The organism is Paraburkholderia sp. GV068 (genome assembly GCF_003058125.1).
Lineage (GTDB): Bacteria > Pseudomonadota > Gammaproteobacteria > Burkholderiales > Burkholderiaceae > Paraburkholderia > Paraburkholderia graminis.
On record NZ_QBUB01000027.1, the window covers coordinates 1 to 18,795 of the forward strand.

At 62.5% G+C, this 18,795-nt stretch carries 17 protein-coding genes and 1 pseudogene; 7 read left to right on the top strand and 11 right to left on the bottom strand.

Features of this window, described 5'->3' with window-relative positions; all coding sequences use genetic code 11:
• Positions 1 to 108: pseudogene (locus C8K18_RS31515) on the bottom strand (succinate dehydrogenase, cytochrome b556 subunit); the annotation flags it as partial.
• Positions 109 to 327: 219 nt separating this feature from the next.
• On the opposite strand from C8K18_RS31515, the gene C8K18_RS31520 reads away from it, so the two are divergent.
• Positions 328 to 1,224 (top strand): LysR family transcriptional regulator, encoded by an 897-nt coding sequence (locus C8K18_RS31520; RefSeq protein WP_029971530.1) that lies wholly within the window; start codon positions 328 to 330, stop codon positions 1,222 to 1,224.
• Between the two features lie 27 nt (positions 1,225 to 1,251).
• Here C8K18_RS31520 and C8K18_RS31525 read toward each other — a convergent pair whose 3' ends face one another.
• Positions 1,252 to 2,160 carry a LysR substrate-binding domain-containing protein gene (locus C8K18_RS31525; RefSeq protein WP_107710917.1) on the bottom strand — a complete coding sequence of 303 codons (909 nt, stop codon included), beginning with the start codon at positions 2,158 to 2,160 and terminating at the stop codon, positions 1,252 to 1,254.
• Between the two features lie 124 nt (positions 2,161 to 2,284).
• Here C8K18_RS31525 and C8K18_RS31530 point away from each other — a divergent pair, with 124 nt between their 5' ends.
• Positions 2,285 to 2,935, top strand: a complete 651-nt coding sequence (locus tag C8K18_RS31530; RefSeq protein ID WP_006047677.1) for an FMN-dependent NADH-azoreductase — start codon at positions 2,285 to 2,287, stop codon at positions 2,933 to 2,935.
• A 289-nt stretch (positions 2,936 to 3,224) separates the two neighbouring features.
• Positions 3,225 to 5,294, top strand: coding sequence for a TonB-dependent receptor (locus C8K18_RS31535; protein ID WP_375135829.1), 2,070 nt, complete (start codon positions 3,225 to 3,227; stop codon positions 5,292 to 5,294).
• Between the two features lie 17 nt (positions 5,295 to 5,311).
• On the opposite strand, the gene C8K18_RS31540 is transcribed toward C8K18_RS31535, so the two are convergent.
• The gene (locus C8K18_RS31540) at positions 5,312 to 5,542 is read right to left on the bottom strand and encodes a hypothetical protein (protein WP_006047679.1); all 231 of its coding nucleotides are present in this window, start codon (positions 5,540 to 5,542) and stop codon (positions 5,312 to 5,314) included.
• Between the two features lie 11 nt (positions 5,543 to 5,553).
• Positions 5,554 to 5,730 (bottom strand): hypothetical protein, encoded by a 177-nt coding sequence (locus C8K18_RS33445; protein ID WP_006047680.1) that lies wholly within the window; start codon positions 5,728 to 5,730, stop codon positions 5,554 to 5,556.
• Between the two features lie 217 nt (positions 5,731 to 5,947).
• Here C8K18_RS33445 and C8K18_RS31545 point away from each other — a divergent pair, with 217 nt between their 5' ends.
• The gene (locus tag C8K18_RS31545) at positions 5,948 to 6,358 is read left to right on the top strand and encodes a hypothetical protein (RefSeq protein ID WP_107710919.1); all 411 of its coding nucleotides are present in this window, start codon (positions 5,948 to 5,950) and stop codon (positions 6,356 to 6,358) included.
• A 67-nt stretch (positions 6,359 to 6,425) separates the two neighbouring features.
• Here C8K18_RS31545 and C8K18_RS33965 read toward each other — a convergent pair whose 3' ends face one another.
• The 6 genes from C8K18_RS33965 to C8K18_RS31575 form a co-directional block, all read right to left on the bottom strand.
• Positions 6,426 to 6,797, bottom strand: a complete 372-nt coding sequence (locus C8K18_RS33965; RefSeq protein WP_258196240.1) for a hypothetical protein — start codon at positions 6,795 to 6,797, stop codon at positions 6,426 to 6,428.
• A gap of 618 nt (positions 6,798 to 7,415) precedes the next feature.
• Positions 7,416 to 8,141 (bottom strand): aspartate/glutamate racemase family protein, encoded by a 726-nt coding sequence (locus tag C8K18_RS31555; RefSeq protein WP_029971535.1) that lies wholly within the window; start codon positions 8,139 to 8,141, stop codon positions 7,416 to 7,418.
• The gene (locus C8K18_RS31560) at positions 8,138 to 9,364 is read right to left on the bottom strand and encodes a DUF917 domain-containing protein (RefSeq protein WP_107710920.1); all 1,227 of its coding nucleotides are present in this window, start codon (positions 9,362 to 9,364) and stop codon (positions 8,138 to 8,140) included. Before C8K18_RS31560 ends, C8K18_RS31555 begins: the two co-directional genes overlap by 4 nt.
• Positions 9,354 to 11,672, bottom strand: a complete 2,319-nt coding sequence (locus tag C8K18_RS31565) for a sigma-54 dependent transcriptional regulator (protein WP_006047685.1) — start codon at positions 11,670 to 11,672, stop codon at positions 9,354 to 9,356. The genes C8K18_RS31560 and C8K18_RS31565 overlap by 11 nt, the downstream gene beginning before the upstream one ends.
• Positions 11,673 to 12,236: 564 nt before the next feature.
• Positions 12,237 to 12,647, bottom strand: a complete 411-nt coding sequence (locus tag C8K18_RS31570) for an RcnB family protein (RefSeq protein ID WP_029971539.1) — start codon at positions 12,645 to 12,647, stop codon at positions 12,237 to 12,239.
• Between the two features lie 152 nt (positions 12,648 to 12,799).
• Positions 12,800 to 13,048 carry a hypothetical protein gene (locus tag C8K18_RS31575; protein ID WP_006047687.1) on the bottom strand — a complete coding sequence of 83 codons (249 nt, stop codon included), beginning with the start codon at positions 13,046 to 13,048 and terminating at the stop codon, positions 12,800 to 12,802.
• A gap of 368 nt (positions 13,049 to 13,416) precedes the next feature.
• Between C8K18_RS31575 and C8K18_RS31580 the strand changes: the two genes are divergently transcribed.
• The gene (locus C8K18_RS31580) at positions 13,417 to 13,584 is read left to right on the top strand and encodes a hypothetical protein (protein ID WP_107710921.1); all 168 of its coding nucleotides are present in this window, start codon (positions 13,417 to 13,419) and stop codon (positions 13,582 to 13,584) included.
• A gap of 25 nt (positions 13,585 to 13,609) precedes the next feature.
• On the opposite strand, the gene C8K18_RS31585 is transcribed toward C8K18_RS31580, so the two are convergent.
• Complete coding sequence (locus C8K18_RS31585) at positions 13,610 to 14,515, bottom strand: LysR family transcriptional regulator (RefSeq protein ID WP_107710922.1); 906 nt, start codon at positions 14,513 to 14,515, stop codon at positions 13,610 to 13,612.
• Between the two features lie 113 nt (positions 14,516 to 14,628).
• On the opposite strand from C8K18_RS31585, the gene C8K18_RS31590 reads away from it, so the two are divergent.
• Together C8K18_RS31590 and C8K18_RS31595 are read left to right on the top strand one after the other, a co-directional pair.
• Positions 14,629 to 15,657 (top strand): DUF1338 domain-containing protein, encoded by a 1,029-nt coding sequence (locus tag C8K18_RS31590; RefSeq protein ID WP_107710923.1) that lies wholly within the window; start codon positions 14,629 to 14,631, stop codon positions 15,655 to 15,657.
• A 37-nt stretch (positions 15,658 to 15,694) separates the two neighbouring features.
• Positions 15,695 to 18,715 (top strand): FAD-binding and (Fe-S)-binding domain-containing protein, encoded by a 3,021-nt coding sequence (locus C8K18_RS31595; protein WP_107710942.1) that lies wholly within the window; start codon positions 15,695 to 15,697, stop codon positions 18,713 to 18,715.
• Positions 18,716 to 18,795 lie beyond the last annotated feature (80 nt).

Here is an 18,795-nt window from a genome sequence, read left to right on the forward strand (position 1 = left end):
ATGCAGAATCGACACGCGCCCCGCAAGAGGCAGGCGATACGCCGTCAATATCTGCCCGATACCGATGTTCCGGAACTCCGGCCTCGGTTTTTTTAATGTGTCAGCCACAGTAGACCCCTTCGCTTCATTAGATAAACACAACGGCGCATACCGCCGCGCGCTCCCTGAAGAGCGGCTCGTCCTGCCTTCATCGTCGAAGATAAAAGCCCATGTATTGCGGGACAGACTTATAGGACGCGGACTGCGCGATGGCGATATTTTGTCGCACCGCTGATATACTGTCCAATATCTATCGCGTCTTACTGAAATAGCTTTTACAGATATCGCATGGAGCTGCGTCACATCCGCTACTTTCTCGCGGTCGCCGAGGAGCGCAACGTCACGCGCGCGGCCGAAAGACTGGGCATCGGCCAGCCGCCGCTCAGCCAGCAGATTCATGCGCTCGAAGACGAAATCGGCGTGCGGCTGTTTCGCCGCACCGGCCACGGCGTCGTGTTGACCGAGGCGGGCGAGGCCTTCGCCGCCGACGCGCAGCGCATCCTGCACGACACGCGTCTTGCGGTCGAAAAGGCGCAGAGCGCGGGGCGCGGAGAAATCGGGCAATTCAATATCGGCTTTACGGGCTCCGCTGCGTTCAACCCGGTCGTCTCGAAGCTGATTCGCGCTTATCGGCAGGATTATCCGAACGTCACGCTCACGCTTGCCGAGGGCAACACCGCGCAACTGCTTGCCTATCTCGGCGACGGCCGCGTGGATGTCGCCTTCGTGCGCCTCGGCAGCCAGTCGCCGGCGGGCGTGCAGTTCCATCACATCGCCATCGAGCCGATGAGGGTCGTCTTGCCGGCAACGCATCGTCTCGCGAAGAAACGCAGAATCCCGCTGTCCGCTCTGGCCGACGACCCGTTCGTGATGCTGCCGCGAGAGGCGAGTCCGACGCTGCACGATGTCATCGTCGGAGCGTGCCGGGAGGCGGGATTCGAGCCGATCGCCGGGCAACAGGCGCCGCAGCTTTCGTCCGTGGTGAATCTGGTGGCTGCGGAGTTCGGCGTGTCGCTGGTGCCGGCTTCCGTGTGTCAGATACGCGTGGAAGGCGTCGCTTATACCGACGTGCTCGGCAACGCCATTTCGATCCGGCTGTCGCTGGCTTCGCGGATGGAGGCCGCGCCGGCAAAGACGGCGAATTTTCTTCAGAAGGCGTTTGCGTTGGGGGCGTCAATTACGTGAGGGTTCGGCGCTTCGCTTGGGCTCTGGCTATTCGTTAATCGTGGCCGCAGACGTCGCGGCCCGCGGGCGCCGCGCTTCTATCGCCTCCGCTTTGTGCGCGAACGCCTCCACGATCGCGCCGGCGAGTTCGTCGGCGATCTTTGGCGAGGAAGCCCCCGACGCGAGCATCGTGAACTCGACATCCGGCAGCGCGGGCAAGCCGGCATCCGGCGGCATCACGCGCAAGCCGTTCACCAGTTGCGTGTGAACTATCGGCGTCACCGCGAAGCCGGCCTGCGCCGCGGCACGCAGACCCGCGACGCTCGAGCCCACGAGCGCAATTCGATACTCGACGCCGCCGCGTGCAAGCGCAGCGAGCGCGGCCTCGCGATAAGGGCACGGTTCGGGGAACAGCGCGAGCGGCACCGGCGCGCCGTGCGTCAGCGAAGACCATTCCGCTCCCGCCCACACGAGCGGCTCGCGCCACAGCACTTGCCCTGGGCGGCCGCCGTCGCAGCGTCCGCCGATTACGACGTCGAGTTCGCCGTGATCCATCGCGACCAGCAGATCGGCGGGAATGCCGACGCGCACACTGAACGCGATGCGCGGGTAGCGCACGGCGAACGCCTGCATGACGTTCATCAGCCGCACGTTGGACAGGTCTTCCGACAGGCCGACGCGGACTTCGCCTTCGCTCGGCGCACGCGACAGTTGCGCCTGCGCGTCCTGATTGAGCGCGAGGATGGCGCGCGCGTAGCCGAGCAGCAATTCGCCATCGGCGGTGAGCGCGACCGAGCGTGTGGTGCGCGCGAGCAGTTCGCGGCCGATCTGATTCTCGAGGCGCCGCACGTGCGCGCTCACCGCGGACTGCGTCAGATTCAGGCGGGCGGCGGCGTGCGTGAAGCCGCCTTCCTTGACGACGGCCACGAATGAACGCAACAAAACGGTATCGAACACGGCGCGTACTCCTCGGTTCAGGGATTCAGTGCGATTGCGACTGAATCGGCTCACTATACTTCGTTTAAATTTCGCGTCGAACTATGTTGAGATGGCTGCACCTTAACCCGTGTGGAGCAATCTCATGCCGACTCTGCTGCATGTCGAAGCGTCGCCGCGTAAAAAGCGATCCGCGTCGCTCGAAGTGGCGCGCGTTTATCTGGACACTTACTGGGAAGTTCATCGCGACGCGCGAATCGACGTGCTCGATTTGTGGTCGACCGAATTGCCGGAATTCGACGGCGATGCCCTCGACGCCAAATATGCCGATCTCAGCGGCACGCCGTTCACCGACGGCCAGCAGAAAGCGTGGTCGCAGATCCGCCAACTCGCGCAGCGGTTGCACGACGCGGACACGCTGCTGTTCTCGGTGCCGCTTTGGAATTTCTCGATTCCCTACAAGCTGAAGCACTTTATCGACGTCGTATCGCAGCGAAACGTGCTGTTTTCTTTCGACGAGCGAGGGCTCAACGGGCTGCTCAAAGACAAGAACGCGGTGGTGATTTACGCGCGCGGCCTCGACTATTCGATCGACTCGATCACGCCCGCGCATTCGTTCGATTATCAGCGGCCGTTCATGGAAGCCTGGTTGCGCTCGGTGGGCGTGACGGACGTCGAATCTATCGTCGTCGAGAAGACGCTGTTGGGGCCCGAGGTCGATCATGCGGCGCGGCAGGCTGCCTGCGAGCGGGCCGTTGCGCTGGCGAGGTCGCGGGCTGAGTGTGCTGTGAAGTGAGGTTTGCCGCGTTTTGATGAGGCGTCGCTGAGCGGTCCCGGCGACGCTCGTTCGGCGTGTGCGAGGCTTTCGTCACTTTACGTAATAAACGTTACGTTATATCATTCCGCCGACATTGGGCGAGGTCGAGCGATGGCCTGTCGGCATCGGCGATAGTCGGGTCGCCCAGTGTGAGTCCGGCGGAAATGCGTCTTTCTAGTGCAACGTTATAACATTTCATGAAAACGCGCGGCCGACATAAAAAGACGTTCTCGAAAAGACCGTGAACAAAAAACCTCCACGCGCTTCCGTGCGCGCGCTTCGGCTGTCGCCGCTTTCCTTTGGGCTCCTCGCCGCGTTGGCTCATGCGCAGTCCGGCAACGTCAATCCCACGCAGAATTCGACGCAAGCGCCTGGCGGCTCGCTGGCGCCTGTCTTCGTCACCGCGAATCCGTTGGGCGAAACCGACCTGATCGCTCCGGCCACCGCGCTATACGGCGACGCGCTGACGCGGCGCCAGACGAACTCGCTCGGCGAGACGCTCAACGGCTTGCCTGGCGTCTCGACCACGACATATGGACCGATGGTGGGGCGCCCCATCATCCGCGGCATGGATGGCGACCGCATCCGCATTCTGCAAAACGGCGTGGCCGCGTGGGATGCGTCGTCGCTGTCCTACGATCACGCGGTGCCGCAGGAGCCGTTGACGATCGAGCGCGTCGAGATCGTCCGCGGGCCGGCAGCGCTGCTGTATGGCGGCAACGCGATCGGCGGCGTGGTGAACACGATCGACAACCGCATTCCGCGCGAGCCGATCAACGGACTGACGGGCGGCGTCGATGCCAGCTACGGCGGCGCAAACGATGCGCGCGCCGGCACGGCCCAGGTCGAAGGCGGCAACGGGCGCTTCGCGTTTCACGTCGACGCGTTCGATCGCGAGACCAGCAAGGAGCGCATTCCCGGCTTCGCGCACTCGGACCGCCAGCGCGCGCTCGACGGTCCCGATGCCAATGAGGCCTACGGCAGCCTGCCCAACAGCGACGGCCGCTGGCACGGCGGCGCGCTCGGCGGCGCCTATACGTGGGCCGACGGTTACGCGGGCCTGTCGTACAACGGCTTCGAGGCGAACTACGGCTCGGTCGCCGAAGACGACGTGCGTTTGCGCATGCACCAGGACCACGTCGCGTTTGCGTCGGAAGTGCGCAATCTGCGCGGGCCGTTCTCGCAGCTCAAGTTCGATTTCGGCTACACGGACTACGAGCACAAGGAGATCGACAACGGCGAGACCAGCACCACGTTCCGCAATCACGGCTACGAGGCGCGGATCGAGGCGCGTCATCGCAAGATCGGTCCGTTCGAAGGCGCGATCGGCGTTCAGCTCAGCCAGAACACGTTTTCCGCGTTAGGCGACGAGGCGCTCGTTCCGACGACGCAAACAACCAACGTCGCGCTCTTTGGCCTCGAAGAGTGGAACGTGACCGACGCGTTCAAGCTGAGCGCGGGCGCGCGTTACGAGCACGTCAAACAGCAGCCGACGGCAGCCGGCAACGACAAGTTCGCAAGCGCTCACGACCGGGATTTCAACGCAATCAGTGCGTCGCTCGGCGCGCTCTACAAGCTGACGCCGGTCTGGTCCGTGGCGGGCAATGTCGCTTATACCGAGCGCGCGCCCGCGCTCTATGAGCTGTATGCAAACGGTCCGCACGACGCGACCGGTCAGTATCTGATCGGCAACCCGGATGCGCAGAAAGAAAAGGCCGTGTCGACCGACCTGTCGCTGCGTTTTGCGAGCGGTCCGAACAAGGGCAGCGTCGGCGTGTTTTACAGCCGCTTCAAGAACTATCTGACCGAGTTCAACACAGGGCGCCTCGTGGACGACTCCGACCAGGTCGTCGCGCCCGGCACCGACGATGCGTTGAACGAAGCCGTCTATCGTGGCGTTCGCGCGGAGTTCTACGGCATCGAACTCGACGGCAAATGGCGCGTGTTTCAGAAGGGCGCGCATCAGGTGGACGTGGAACTCACCGGCGACTACACGCATGCGCGCAACATGGACAACGATCAGCCGCTGCCGCGCATTTCGCCGTTGCGTGCGACGCTCGCCGTCGACTACGGCTACGGACCGTTCGGCGCGCGTGCCGAACTGCAGCACGCATGGGGACAGCACCGCGTACCCGAGAACGATCTGCCGACAGCCAGCTATACGAAGCTCGGCTTGCTCGTCACCTACAAGTTCCGCGTCGGCGCGACGGACTGGCTCGCCTATCTTCGCGGCGATAACCTGACGAACCAGGACATTCGCTATGCAAGCTCGGTGGTCCGGGACATTGCGCCCGAGGGCGGCCGAAGCGTGATGGTCGGACTGCGCACGACGTTCTGAGCCGCGCGCCGATTCGGTCACACGCGGCGCTTTTTCCACGCGTAGTCTGGCGGCGGATCGGCGACGCCCGGCCGTCCCACCGAATTCGGATTCTCCGAGCACAGCGTGACGAAAGACACGGACTCGCCGCGCGACTGACGGCGTCGCAACGTTTCGGTGAACGCCAACGCGTCCGCCATCGCATCGGCGGGAAACGACGCGCAGCGCGGCACGATGCCGTCGTCTATGGTCTCCGACCAATAGACCATGTAGACCGGCCTCACGGAGCAGGCGACTGGCTGCCGGGCGTACCCACGCCGGGTATATCGCGCACGGGCTGCTGGTCCGGCTCGAGATCCGTTTCCGGGAGCGACTCGGGCGTGCGGGCAGGCGGCGTACCGCGACTGACTTCGGACTGCTGGGGATCGGGTTTGTTGGGCGCGGGTGTTTCGCTCATCGGTGGCTCCTTGCAGTGCTGCGATTGAAGTGAGGCTGTCGTATGCGCAGCATCGGCTATGCCGACGCTCGGCCAACCGGTCCGCCGAGCGCGCGGACATCGTCCGCGAATCGCGCTTTCTCAGTTATTACAACGGCTTGTAAATTCCACGCCGGCAACGCAATGCGCGCGGCGCCTTTACAATTCAGCACTTCAATCCGACAGACGAACATGCGCGATGAGATACCACTTTGCATTGACCTTGGCCTTCACCTTTGCGACGGCCGTCGCAGCGAGTGCGGCCGCTAACGCGCAAACGCCCGCGAGCGGCGAGACGGGCGCGCTGCAATGTGCGATCGGAAAAGTGACAGGCGTCGGCGGCTCGGAGCAGAGCGTGCGCGAATACCTTGCGACGCCCGGGCGCGATCAGTATCGCTACCTCGCCGATCATCCGATTCAATGCCGGATCTCCGACGAAGGCCGCGCGTCCGCGTGTACCGGCATTACGACGCTTCGCCGCGAACAGGTGAGCGTGTACGACCAGATCGACAACTCGTTGACCGCCGTGGTTGCGCGCGTCGACCTGGATCACGGCACGTATCCTGTGCTGATCGTCGTGCCGAGCAAGGACGTGCAGTGCCAGGAGTGAGTGGCCAGAGTGCGCCGCATTTCGTCGCCGGCAACATGCTGATAAGAACGCTTGCCTGAAGGCCGGGTTATTCGCTCAGCTCAGCGACGAGACGCGACAGACGATCGAGGCGCTTGTGGTACATCGGCGCCTGCGGAGAGCTCTTCAGATGTTCGATGCGGTCGCGCCAATAGGTCGGCGGAAAAGGCTTTTGCGATGCCCATGCGATCACGCGCTCCAGATGAAGGAGCTCGTTTTCCAGAATGTGGTGATGCATTGTCGAACCCCCGTGGGTGGCCAGCCTTGGTCTATTCGCGGCGTCGCTAACGGTCTGACGCGGCGTGGACTGCTCGTGCAGCTTGCTCTTTGCGACTACTGCAAAGGACGAGCCGCCGTTGCTGCTCCCGCAGGCGCAGGCAACGGCGGCCAGACCAACCCCGCAGCGGATCGTCTGGTACATAGCCAAAAGATTTTCCGCCATTCAGTGCGTTGCAACTCGAGCTGCTTCTCTGTGGAAGCATGCCCTCGCGATGTTTCGACACTGTCACTACTACAGCACAGCCCTCTCTCAATCTGGTGCCGACAACCTTTTGCTATCGGCGAAATTGGCGCATCGACACTCGTTCGTATAACTAACCGAATCATCGCGATCATGCGCGGCGATCGCTCGGTTAGCGGCGGCGCGACGCAATCTTCTGGTCTCTCAGGCGCCCTGCATTTCGGACGAATTCGTTTGCATTTCGTTGGGCTCAAGGCCACGAGCATTTGTATAAGCAATGACCGTGCCATTCGCCGATACCGCTGTGCGTAGGGGATCGACGAAATTCGCTCGATGATTCTGGTCAAACCCGTCCAGGTACAGCCCTAAAAGTGGACGTTTTCGTCCAGGTGGCCATGCAAGGGGCGTGGAGCGGCGATTTCGTCCGTTAGGATCGAAAGGCGAGGGCGCGATGGACGCAAAGCGAAGCCGAAAACGGCCACAAAGCGGCCACGGCGGGGACATCCGGCGGGGCGACGAAGCGCCGCGCCGGACCAACTGAAACGAACTGGAAAGAACTGGAATAAGCAGACGCGAGACCTACGACTGCAGGCTGACCTTGCTGTAAGTCAGCCGGCTCGGGCGCAACTGCATGCGCACCAGCGAGACGAGGAAGCTGAAGCCCGCCTGATTCGGATCGATGACCGGCACGAAGCCGCCCATTTCGTCGCTCAACATTCGTGAGACGCGGCTCGCGACGTCCACGAAACCGGTGCAGCCGAGCAGAATGGATTGCGCGCCGTCCTCCTTGATCGCCTTCAGCGCGGCTTCGAAGGTGCGGATGATGACGACGTCGATATCTTCGAGTTGCGCGACCGGGCAATTGATCGCGCGAATCGACGCGAACGTATCCTCGATGCCATAGGTCTGCGGATGAGCGCGCTGCATCGCCAGCGTGCTTTGCAGGATCGTGACGATCGAGAAGCGCTGGCTCAGCGCGAGCGCCGTGAACGCCGAAGCCGGAAAGCCGCCGATGATCGGAATGTCGATCACCTCACGCGCGGCTTCCACGCCGCACATGTCGAAGTCGGTCAGCCAGATGCCGTCGAAGCCGTCGTTGGCGATGGCCTGCGCGAGCTCGACTACGGGCATGCCGTTTTGCAGCCAGTTAGTGCGGTTCTCGATGTCGGGATGCCCTTCGGCGATGTTGCGAATCTCGACATGCACGTCCGGCGGCACGACGGGCGCGATGGCCTTCATGATGCGGTCGTTGTATTGCGACGTGGCGACGGGCACGAGCACGCAGATGCGAATGGGCGAGTTCAAGATGCCTCTCCGTTGCGCGCGGATTGCAGCGACTGCAGTGCTTCAAGCGGCACATACGGGCCGAGGTAGTTGAGCGAGTTCAGCAACTGCATGAAGCTGTCGAGAATCAGACCGGGCTTGCGCAGTTCGGCTTCGGCGCGCCATGCGATCAACGTCACGGGACGCTTGCCGATCGCCGGATTCAGCGAGCCATCGGCGTTCACGAGATCGCCGTTGCTGAACACAGATTGACCTTCCCCGCCGACGTAATACGCGACGCTATCGGGCGCGAGCACGATCGGCTGCGGACGTTCGCTGTCCCATACGAGCAGCGACTCGTTCTGATACATCACCGTGTAGGTACGCTGCCCGGCCTGAATGCGGATCTTGCCGACGTCGAAGCCGCCGCTCGTGTCCACTTCCGCGGAAACCAGTTCGCCCGGCTCCGACACGGCACGCGCCGCAAGGCCGCAATATTCGACGAGATAGTCGGTCATTTGCCGCGCACTGCCGATTCCTCCCGCGTGCAACGCGCGCCCGAGTGTGAGCGCGCGTGTCAGCGTGCCGCGGATCGGCGTCGCGCGGCCGATGTCGGCCGGCTTCATGACCCACATTGCGAGTCCGCCGAACTGCCCGAATTCCGGATCGGCGACAACAGGGCGCATCATCTGCTCGACAATCGCCGACACGTCGCGCTGATGAGTCGGCGCACCGACATCGCCGTTGCGCGGCGTCACGTCGAGTTCGACGCACAAGCCGCCCTGGCTCACGAGGAACGCCGGCCGCGGGTCGATCTCCGCGGCGGCGAAAGTGAGCATCGGCAAAGAAGGCACCGCGCGGCCGGCGCCGTCGGCGTCGATCACCGCGAGGCCGAGCTTTGCCGCCACCAGCGCGGCCACGGTGAAGCCGAGCGCGCCGCTTTCCGGCGGCATGACGTAGGCGAGCTTCGTCGATTGCGACGCAAGCCGCGCCTGCACGTTCTGCACGGCCGTCACCGGACCCAGCGGATAGGTCGCCGAATTGATCGCTTCGGGCGCGCCGAGATAGGCGACCATGACGGCCGCGCCCTCGGTGGCTTCTTCAACGGACACGACCGTCACTGTGTCGCTCGGGTAGTAGTCGCCGGCGACGAAATGCCCGGCCAGATGCCGCGCGGATTCGATCGTGCCGCCCCCGCCACTCCCGAAAAAAGCCGCGCCCAATAGCAGCGGCTCCAGATCTTCCCGGCGTAGGTCAAATGCCATTGACGATTCCTTTAGTGTAGTTATCGAAAGAACTCTGTTGCTGAAGTTCGGCAAGCAGTTTGGCCGCGCCCGTGACGCGCGGCGTGGCGTCCGCGGGCAACGAACGCAAGCCGCGCTCAAGCGTCTCGATCGCTTCCGGCACGCGATCAGTCGAGCGCAGCAGATCCGCGAGGTAGTGCGCCGCGTCCACGCGCGCGGGCACCGAGCCGAACGCGAGCGCCGTCGATAGCGCGGTGCGCAGGCCCAGTTCCGCCGCGTTCACATCGCCGAGCGCCCATTGCGCGCGTGCGCGTGTGACCAGCAGCTTGCCGAGATAGACGCGCTCCTGACGAGCGAGCGTTTCGTCGATCGCGGCTGCGAGCATTGCTTCGGATTCCTTTGCACGTCCGGCACGCAGCAGCAATTCCCCGTGATGCCACGCCTTGAACGAATAGAACAGCGCGCCGCCATTGCAGACGACGTGATTATCGTAGCCGTCGAGCATGATCGTTTCCGCTTCGTCGGTTTGACCGAGCGCGCTCAGATGACAGGCACGCAGCACCTGGCCGACGCCGCGATAGAACGCAAAGCCGTAGGCGATCGACACCGATTCCAGTTCGCTCGCGAGCCGGCCAAGCCGCTCGACATCGTCGAACAGCGCGGCGAGCCACGCGGCGCCCTGCAGATTGACGACGTGAGCGAGCGCGTGAACGCCCGGCTCCGACGCGCGCAGAATCAGCATCTCCATCGCCCGGCGTGCCTGCGCGAAGGCGCCGATCTGATACGCGGCGAGTCCTTCGAAAGTCAGCGCGAGACTCGCGAGGTCGATGCCTTGCGAGCCGGTGCGCACGTCGTTGCGTCCCACGCCGAGCAGATTGCCGCGCGCAAGACACGCAAGCGCTTCCTCGCTGTCGCCGAGCCAGAACAGCGTGTTGGTCATCGCGACGTGCGCTTCGTCGAGCGAGACGCGGTCGCCGCCGTTTTGCGCGCGCTCCAGCATGTTCTGCGCGGTTGCGCGCGCCTGCTTCAGTTCGAGCGTGGTCAACTGCGTGGTCCAGATGCCGAACTGGATCGCGGCGATTTCCGCGGGCGTGCAAACGCCTTCGCCGATCGCGAGCGCCGCGGCGTAGCAGGCGGTGGCTTCCGCATACAGCCAGCCGTGCACGCTGCGCAAACTCATCCCAAGCAGGCGATATGCGTCGAACTGCAAGCGGCGCACGGCGCCCTGTTCATTCGGCGTTTGCAGCACATCGAGGCAGCGGCGCAGCGGTGGAATCGCTTCGGCGAATTTCGATTCCTCGATCAGCGCTCTCGCATGTTCGAGGCATTTGCGCGCTTCGCGGTGATGTTCTTCGCGCGACTTCAGACGCCGTTCGATGGTCTTGCGGCCCACGCCGAGCAACGTCGCCGCCGCGCTCTTGTTGCCGCTCGTGCGTTCGAGCGCGCGGTCGATCAGCAAATCTTCAGCGGCGCCGAGCTTGTCGCGGCCTTCGAGTTGCAACAGCATGTCCGCGAGACTGGCGCGCGACACCGGCCCGCTCGCCTCGTTGGCGAGAAACGGCTCGAGCGTATCCACGTCGATCTGCGTGGTCTCGGCAAGCACGCTCAACTGGCTGATCAGATTGCGCAATTGGCGGATATGACCCGGCCACGGATGTTGCGAAAGACGCCGCAGCGCGGTCGGAGAAAACTCGAGGCGGCGCGTGTGCTGTGAAGCGAAGTGGTTGACGAGCGCGGGAATGTCTTCGACGCGCTGTTCCAGTCCGGGCACCGCGAGGACGAACACCGCGAGCCGGTAGAACAGATCCTCGCGAAAGAGTCCCTCGCGTGCGAGCTCGCGCAAGTCGCGATGCGTTGCGGCCACCACGCGTCCGCCGAAGTGAAGGTTGGTGGTCGATCCAAGCGGACGGAAAGTGCGCGTCTCCAGCACGCGCAGCAGTTTCGGTTGGAGCGCGAGCGGCAACTCGCCGATTTCATCGAGCAGCAGCGTGCCTTTGCCGACCTGCTGCAACAGCCCCTGGCGATTTTCGCCCGCGCCGGTGAACGCGCCTTTGACGTGCCCGAATAGTTCGGCTTCGACGAGATGCTCGGGAATCGCGCCGCAATTGACATCGACAAAGGGTTGATCCTGGCGCTGGCTGTGCGCGTGAACACGGCGTGCCACGAGTTCCTTGCCGGAACCGGTCGGGCCGAAAATCAGCAGCGGATGATCGGTGGGCGCGACGCGATCGATCATTCGGACCAGTTGGCGAAACGCCGGCGCGCCGCCCACGAAGGAGCCGGATGCGGCTTTGTCGTGAGCGAACGGAACGACAGGGCTATAACTCATTTAACAAGTACGCTCCACATGATCCGCGTGCGGCGCTACGCGGAGAGTGCCGTCAAGCGACGGCGGTCATGCATCGATCTGGTGTCTGGCGAAACTTCCGATTCCGCTGTCGGAATGTTCCGCCCCAAGGAGAGACAGAGTATGACGGCTTGCTGTCGATGTTGTCTTTCGAAATTAATCCTTGTGCCGGTGGACTTGCGCGTGTCGTCACAACGTCTCGCGGCGCTGACGTAAAGCGCCGCGCATGTTGGATCGCGAGTTGAAATTCTGCATATCGGACGAGTTACAGCGGCTCGCTGCAAGCGCGCCAACGTGGCTTGTATGCATGACGGATATAACGGCGGCGCGGCGACGATTCTTTAGGAGCTGGACGGAATTGCGCAAAGATAGCCGCTTGCGTGGCCGAGGTACGAGGCGAGAGCGTTTGAGCAGTCACTGCGACGCTTCGGTTTGCGTTAAACCGCGTCGGGCCTGCCGCCGAAATGTGACGAGCGGGCGATGTGTCATCGCCACGCTCAAGCGGATGTTGAACGGCCGCATGCAGCGGCCGGACGATGTTGCCGCTTACGGTCCGACTCGCAGAACCACGCCGGTGGACAACTGCACCATCAGGTAGTCGCCGCCGATGCCGACCCACGAATAACCGCGCGGCGGCGGCGCGAGCCGATACCCGCGCCAGTCGTCGATTACGTATTGACGGTCGCGGTATTCGGGAGGCAGCCGATCGCCCTTGCGCCAATGTCCGGGCGCGTTCGCCGAGTTGCCAGGACCGTCGGGATTGTGTCCCGGCGGCATCGGCTTATGGCCGTGGCTGTCGTAGCTGTCGTGACCCTTCGGTCCCTTGCCGTGCTTCGGTCCCTGCCCGTGATCTCCGCCGTGGCCGGGGTTGTCGTGCGGCGGCTGTGCAAGCGCGAGCGGCGATGCGAGCATACCCGCGGCCATCATCGACACGAGCAATAGACGGGATTTGTTCATTAGTTCGTTCCTGTGAAAACGTTTGCTAAGGGCTAACGACGGGTTAACGAAGCGCCGAAACCACCGCGTTGGCATCCGCAATACGGACGATGCCGCGCGCCCAAAACTCCTTTGGAAAACTTGCGCGCTTTATTGTGGCGTATTGTGGATTATTAGCTCGTGCTGATTGCGACGCCGTGAGCGTGGCTATTCGAGCTTTGCGCTTCGAGTTCGTCCAGTTGGAGCAGAAGGACGTCGATAGAACGCAATTGCGCATTGGTCAGGTGCTGAGAATCGAGCAGTTGATGAAGCCGCTCGCGCCAGTAGGCGGCCGGCAGAATGGGCCCCGCGAGATCTCCGGCCATTGATGCACTCATGACTCGCGCAAGATGCGCGATCTCCAGGTCGATTAGCGTGTGCATGCCTCACCTCGCAACGTTCGTTCTTGTTGTGTAACCAAGAGCTACTAAACCTTAGTCCAAATGCGGCAAATAACCAATTCGATCGGCTATTAACCACGCCGCTAAAGCGCGGATGCTACGTTTTAGCTCACTCAGAAAGCATGATATGCGAGCCGCGAGTCCCAGTCTCGCCCGTTATGACAAAGAATGTCAAATCGGCCGAAGTTACCGTCCGTTTCAAATTGGCCGATCTCTTTTACGTAGAGTTTCCATATCCTTCAGGGCACAACAACGATGATGGAGGAATCGCCAATGAAAACCGTGTTTAAAACGCCGACGTGCGTGCTTGAATTTCCGCTCGTCGCGCAAGCCCTTCGTCGGGGAACCTGATGAAAAAAATCCTTTGCCTGTTTGCTGCAAGCGCCGCGCTGTTGAGCGGCTGTGCGCTTTATGTGCCCGATTCGCCGGGCGTGGTCGTCGTGCCGCAAGGCCATCCTCAGGGCGGTCCAGGCAATGGTTTCTGTCCGCCGGGACAGGCGAAGAAGGGGAACTGCTGATCGTGAGGGAGTCGGTCCGCGCGCATCAGCGGCTTTGCGCGTTGTACGCGGCGGCTTCCTCGAGCAACCATGTCCTGAACAGTTCCAGTGGTTTGCCGTGACTGAGCTCGGTTGGATAGACCAGGTAGTACGCGGATTCTTCGACCGCCGTAGCGGCGAACGGAATCACCAGACCCAACTGCGTCAGTTGTTCGTCGACGAAAAATTTGGGCACCAGCGCAATGCCGAGCCCTGCGGCGGCGGCGCTGATCAGCATCGAATGCAGTTCGTAGCGCACGCCCTGCATCGTGGCGTTGTCTTCGACGCCGAGATTCGCGAACCAGCGCGACCAGGCATCGGGGCGCGTGGTGGAATGCAGCAGCGGATAATTCAGCAGTTCGTGCGGCTTGCGGACGCGCTTTGCAAGCAGCGACGGCGCACACACCGGCACGACTTCCTCGCCGAACAGATAGTCCGACGACGTGCCCGGCCACGTCGGCTTGCCATAGTGAATGGCGGCTTCGAAATGCGACTCCTCGAAGGAGAACAGGTCGGTGCGAATGCCCATGTTGATTCGAACGTCCGGATTGCGGTCGTTGAAATCCTTCATTCGCGGAATCAGCCATTGCGACGCGAACGTGGGAAGCACCGCGAGTTCGAGGTAGCCGCCGCCGCTGCCGTGCGCAATGATGGACAGCGTGTCGCGATCCAGATTCTCCAGCGCGCGGCGCACCTGTGTGCCATATAGACGTCCGGCGCGAGTGAGCATCACGCGCTGCTTCGAGCGAACGAAAAGACGCACGCCGAGATTCGATTCGAGCGTCGCGATCTGCCGTGAGATCGCGCTCTCCGTGAGAAACAGTTCCTTTGCCGCATGAGTGAAGCTTTCGTGCCGCGCGGCGGCTTCGAAGGCGAGCAGCGCACTCATGTTGGGAATCTTGAACTTGCGCATGTTAGTTCCGAAAAGTCATCAAGTGACAATTTAATCTCGCTTTACGAGGTGCGCAACAGTTTGAATAATGCGGTTCGCCTATGTCGGGCCAGCCCGTAGTGAGAGAAAAACCAATGCGCAATTCGAACGTTGAACGCCTGTTATTGAAGCTGCTGGGTCCGGCAAAAACGGAGTCGCTCTTTACGACGCTGACATTCCCAACCGCACTGAGCGACTGGGAAGACGGCACAGTCACGCGCGCCGAACTCGCCCAGGCCATGAACATGGCGCTGTTCGAAGATCTGCTCGAGCGTTCGCCGAATGGCCGCGCCTACACGAACGAGGCAATCGCGAACGGCGGTTCCGTCTACTTCGATCACGGCGCATTGCGCACGGTGCGTTGGGACAACAATGGCGCATTGCCTCCAGGCGAGGCGGCGTTTACCCGCATCCTCCGGCCGCTTGGCTTCAGGCTGAATGGCCGTTATCCGCTCGACAAACTGGGCATGACCGGCCGCGCGTACGCGCACGAAGATGCACCGGACGAAATCGCGCAGTTCTTCGTGAGCGAGTTGCATCCCGAGCGCTTCTCTGCGGAATTCCAGCAGGCGGTGACGAATGTCGTGAGTTCGTCGAAAGATCCGTTGACGCCGCTCGCCGTTTCGCAGCTTTGGGAGCTTGAGCGCGAAGGCTCGCTTCCTATGGACGCGGCTCACAAGCTGCTGCCGGTGATTGTCGGCGCGTTCGCGCGTCAGCACGATGTGCCGAACGAGGCGGACTACGAAGTGCTGTTGCGCGAATCGGCGGAAATGGCATGGATTTCAACCGAAGGCAATGCGTTCAATCACGCGACGGATCGCGTCGAAGACGTCTTCACGCTTTCGGACGAAGAGAAGAACAAGGGCCGGCCGATGAAGCCGGAGGTCGAGCGTTCGCGCTCCGGCCGCGTGTTTCAGACGGCCTATCGCGCCGATACGGTCGAGCGTCAGTTCAGGTCCGTCGGCGGCAAGCTCGTCACGCGCGATGTTCCGGGTTCGTTCTACGAGTTCATCACGCGTAAGCGCACGTTCGATCAGGCATCGCGTAGCTGGGTGACCGATCTGCGTTTCGATGCCGGCAACGCACAAGGCATTTTCAAAATGACCGCGAACGCGGCGCAGTAGAGTGGATAATGCGCTGAACGAAACGGTCGAGGGAGCGATGAGCGACGCACCACGCTACGCACAAAAGCCGGCCGCACCGTTCGTCGCAAGCACGCGCCTGCTCGAACACGTCCAGGCCGATCTGCGCGCCGCGCTGCGAGGCGAAGTGCGCTTCGACGCGGGCTCGAAAGCGTTGTATGCATCGGATGCGTCGAACTATCGGCAGATTCCGTTGGGCGTCGTCGTGCCCGCGGACGTGGACGATCTCGTCGCAGCACTCGAAGTCTGCCGCCGCAACGACGTGCCGTTTCTGACGCGCGGCGGCGGCACGTCGCAAAACGGGCAGTGCATAAACGTCGCGGTGGTAGCCGACACGAGCAAGTATGTGAATCGCGTCGTCAGTGTCGATGCGCAAAACAGAAAGGCGCTTGTCGAACCGGGCGTGATTTGCGACACGCTGCGCGATGCGGCCGAGGAACACGGCCTCACGTTTGCGCCGGACCCTGCCACGCATAGCCGTTGCACGCTCGGCGGAATGATCGCGAACAACTCATGCGGCGCGCACTCGGTGATGGGCGGCAAGACCGTCGAGAATATCGAAGCATTGGAGATTGCGACGTATGACGGCGCGCGCTTCTGGGTCGGCCCGGCCAGCGACGCGGAACTGGACGACATCATCGCGACAGGCGGACGCCAGGGCGAGATCTACGCGAAGTTGCGCGACTTGCGCGACCGCTACGCCGAGCGCATTCGCGGCGAGTTTCCGCAAATCAGACGCCGCGTGTCCGGCTTCAATCTCGATCAGTTGCTGCCGGAAAACGGCTTTAACGTCGCGCGTGCGCTCGTGGGCACCGAGGGCACCTGTGCGGTGACGTTGCAAGCGAAGGTGCGTCTCGTGCATAGCCCGGCGTGCCGTGTGCTGCTCGTGCTCGGTTTCAACGACATCTATACCGCCGCCGATGCCGTCCCGCACTTCAACCGTTTTTCGCCGATCGCGATTGAAGGACTCGACCGCGCGATCATTCGCGGCTTGCAGGCGCGCGGTTTGAAGCGCGACGAAATCTCGCTGTTGCCGGACGGCGACGCATGGGTCGTGCTCGAATTCGGCGCGGACACGGTTGCCGATGCGGTCACGCAAGCGAACGACGCGGCTGCGTACTTCAAGTCAGGCGCGGCGGGCGCGGATATCAGCGGGCTTGTCGTCGAAGACAAGCACAAGCTGCAGAAGATCTGGTCGATACGCGAGACGGGCGCGTCGGCGGTCGCTTTGTCGATCGATCCGTCGAAGCCCGACCCGATTGTCGGCTGGGAAGATGCGGCAGTCGATCCGCTGCGGCTCGGCGATTATCTGCGCAAGTTTCAGGCGCTCGTGGACCGCTTCGGTTACGAGACGTGCCTGTATGGTCACTTCGGCGACGGCTGCGTGCATGCGCGCATCACGTTCGATATTCGTACCGCCGAAGGCGTCGGCAAATGGCGAAGCTTTCTGCGCGAGGCGGCGCAACTGGTGGTCGATTTCGGCGGCTCGCTATCGGGCGAACATGGCGACGGCCAGGCCAAGGCCGAGTTTCTGCCCATCATGTATGGGCCCGAAATCTTGCAGGCGATGCAGGAATTCAAGGCGATCTGGGACCCGCTCAATCGCATGAATCCCGGCAAGGTGGTTCATGCGTATCGCGCCGATGAAAACCTTCGCATGGGTCCCGCTTATAAGCCGGTCACGCTGACAACGAAGCTCACGTTCGCGAGTCGCGAGGGCGACGGTATGCAGCGCGCGGTGGAACGCTGCATCGGCATGGGTAAATGCCGTTCGCTCGACGGCGGCACGATGTGCCCGAGTTTTCGCGCGACGCGTGAGGAGAAGTTCTCGACGCGTGGCCGCGCGCATCTGTTCTGGGAAATGCTTCAGGGCGAAGTAATCGAGGACGGCTGGAACAGCACCGAAGTAAAAGAGGCGCTCGACACCTGCCTCGCGTGCAAGGGCTGCAAATCCGATTGTCCGACGCATACCGACATGGCCTCGTACAAGGCCGAATTTCTGTCGCATTACTACGAGCGGCATCGTCGGCCGCGTCAGGCGATGTTCATGGGCCGCATCGGTCAGTGGGCGCCGCTTGCGAGCCGCTTTGCGCGCGTGACCAATTTGATGACGTCGGCGAAACCGCTGGCTCATATCGGCAAGTGGATCGCGGGCGTGGCTCGCGAGCGGCATCTGCCGGTCTTTGCACCGCGCACGTTCCGCGCTATGGAGGCGCGTCGCGTGAAGCCTGGCAGCGCCGCGGCAAACGAGTCTGCGCGCAAGGTCATTTTGTGGGTCGACACGTTCAACGACCACTTCTCGCCCGAGATCGCGACGGCCGCAGTCGAGGTGCTGACGCGCATCGGCTATCACGTCGTATTGCCGCGCAAGCGTCTTTGTTGCGGCCGGCCGTTGTACGACTATGGGCTGCTGGACGAAGCGCGCGCTCTGCTTCGCAGCGCGGTGAATGAACTTGCCGACGACATCAAAGCCGGTGTGCCGGTAGTCGGACTCGAACCCGGATGCCTGTCCATCTTCAAGGACGAACTACTCAAGCAGCTTCCCGACGACCCTGTTGCAAAGAGGTTGTCGGACCAGACGTTTCTGTTCGCCGACTTTGTCGCGCGCACTGATTTCGAATGGCCAAAGCTCGACGCGGATGTCGTCGTGCATGGACATTGCCATCAGAAGTCGATCTTCGGCATGAAGGGCGACACGGAGTTGCTCGACAAACTGGGCGTGCGCTGGACGCTGCTCGATGCGGGCTGTTGCGGCATGGCCGGCTCGTTCGGTTTCAGTGCCGACCACTACGAACTGTCGATGAAAATCGCCGAAGACAAGCTCTTGCCGCTTGTGCGCAACGCTCCCGCTGAAGCGATTGTCGTGACGAACGGCTTTAGCTGCCGCGAGCAGATCGAGCAGGGAGCGGGCAGACACACGCTGCATATCGCGCAATTGGTCATGAAAGCGCTCGAACCGGTGGCGGAGACGGCGCCATTTCCGATCAGAAATGACGGCTCGCAACCCGCGCACGCCGCGCAACCTACGCCGCACGCTTAGTGTTGCCGCCTAAAACCGGGGCGTGTATAGTTTCCGAACGTACCAAAATTTCGTATTGGAAATTCAAAGAGGTCTCAATC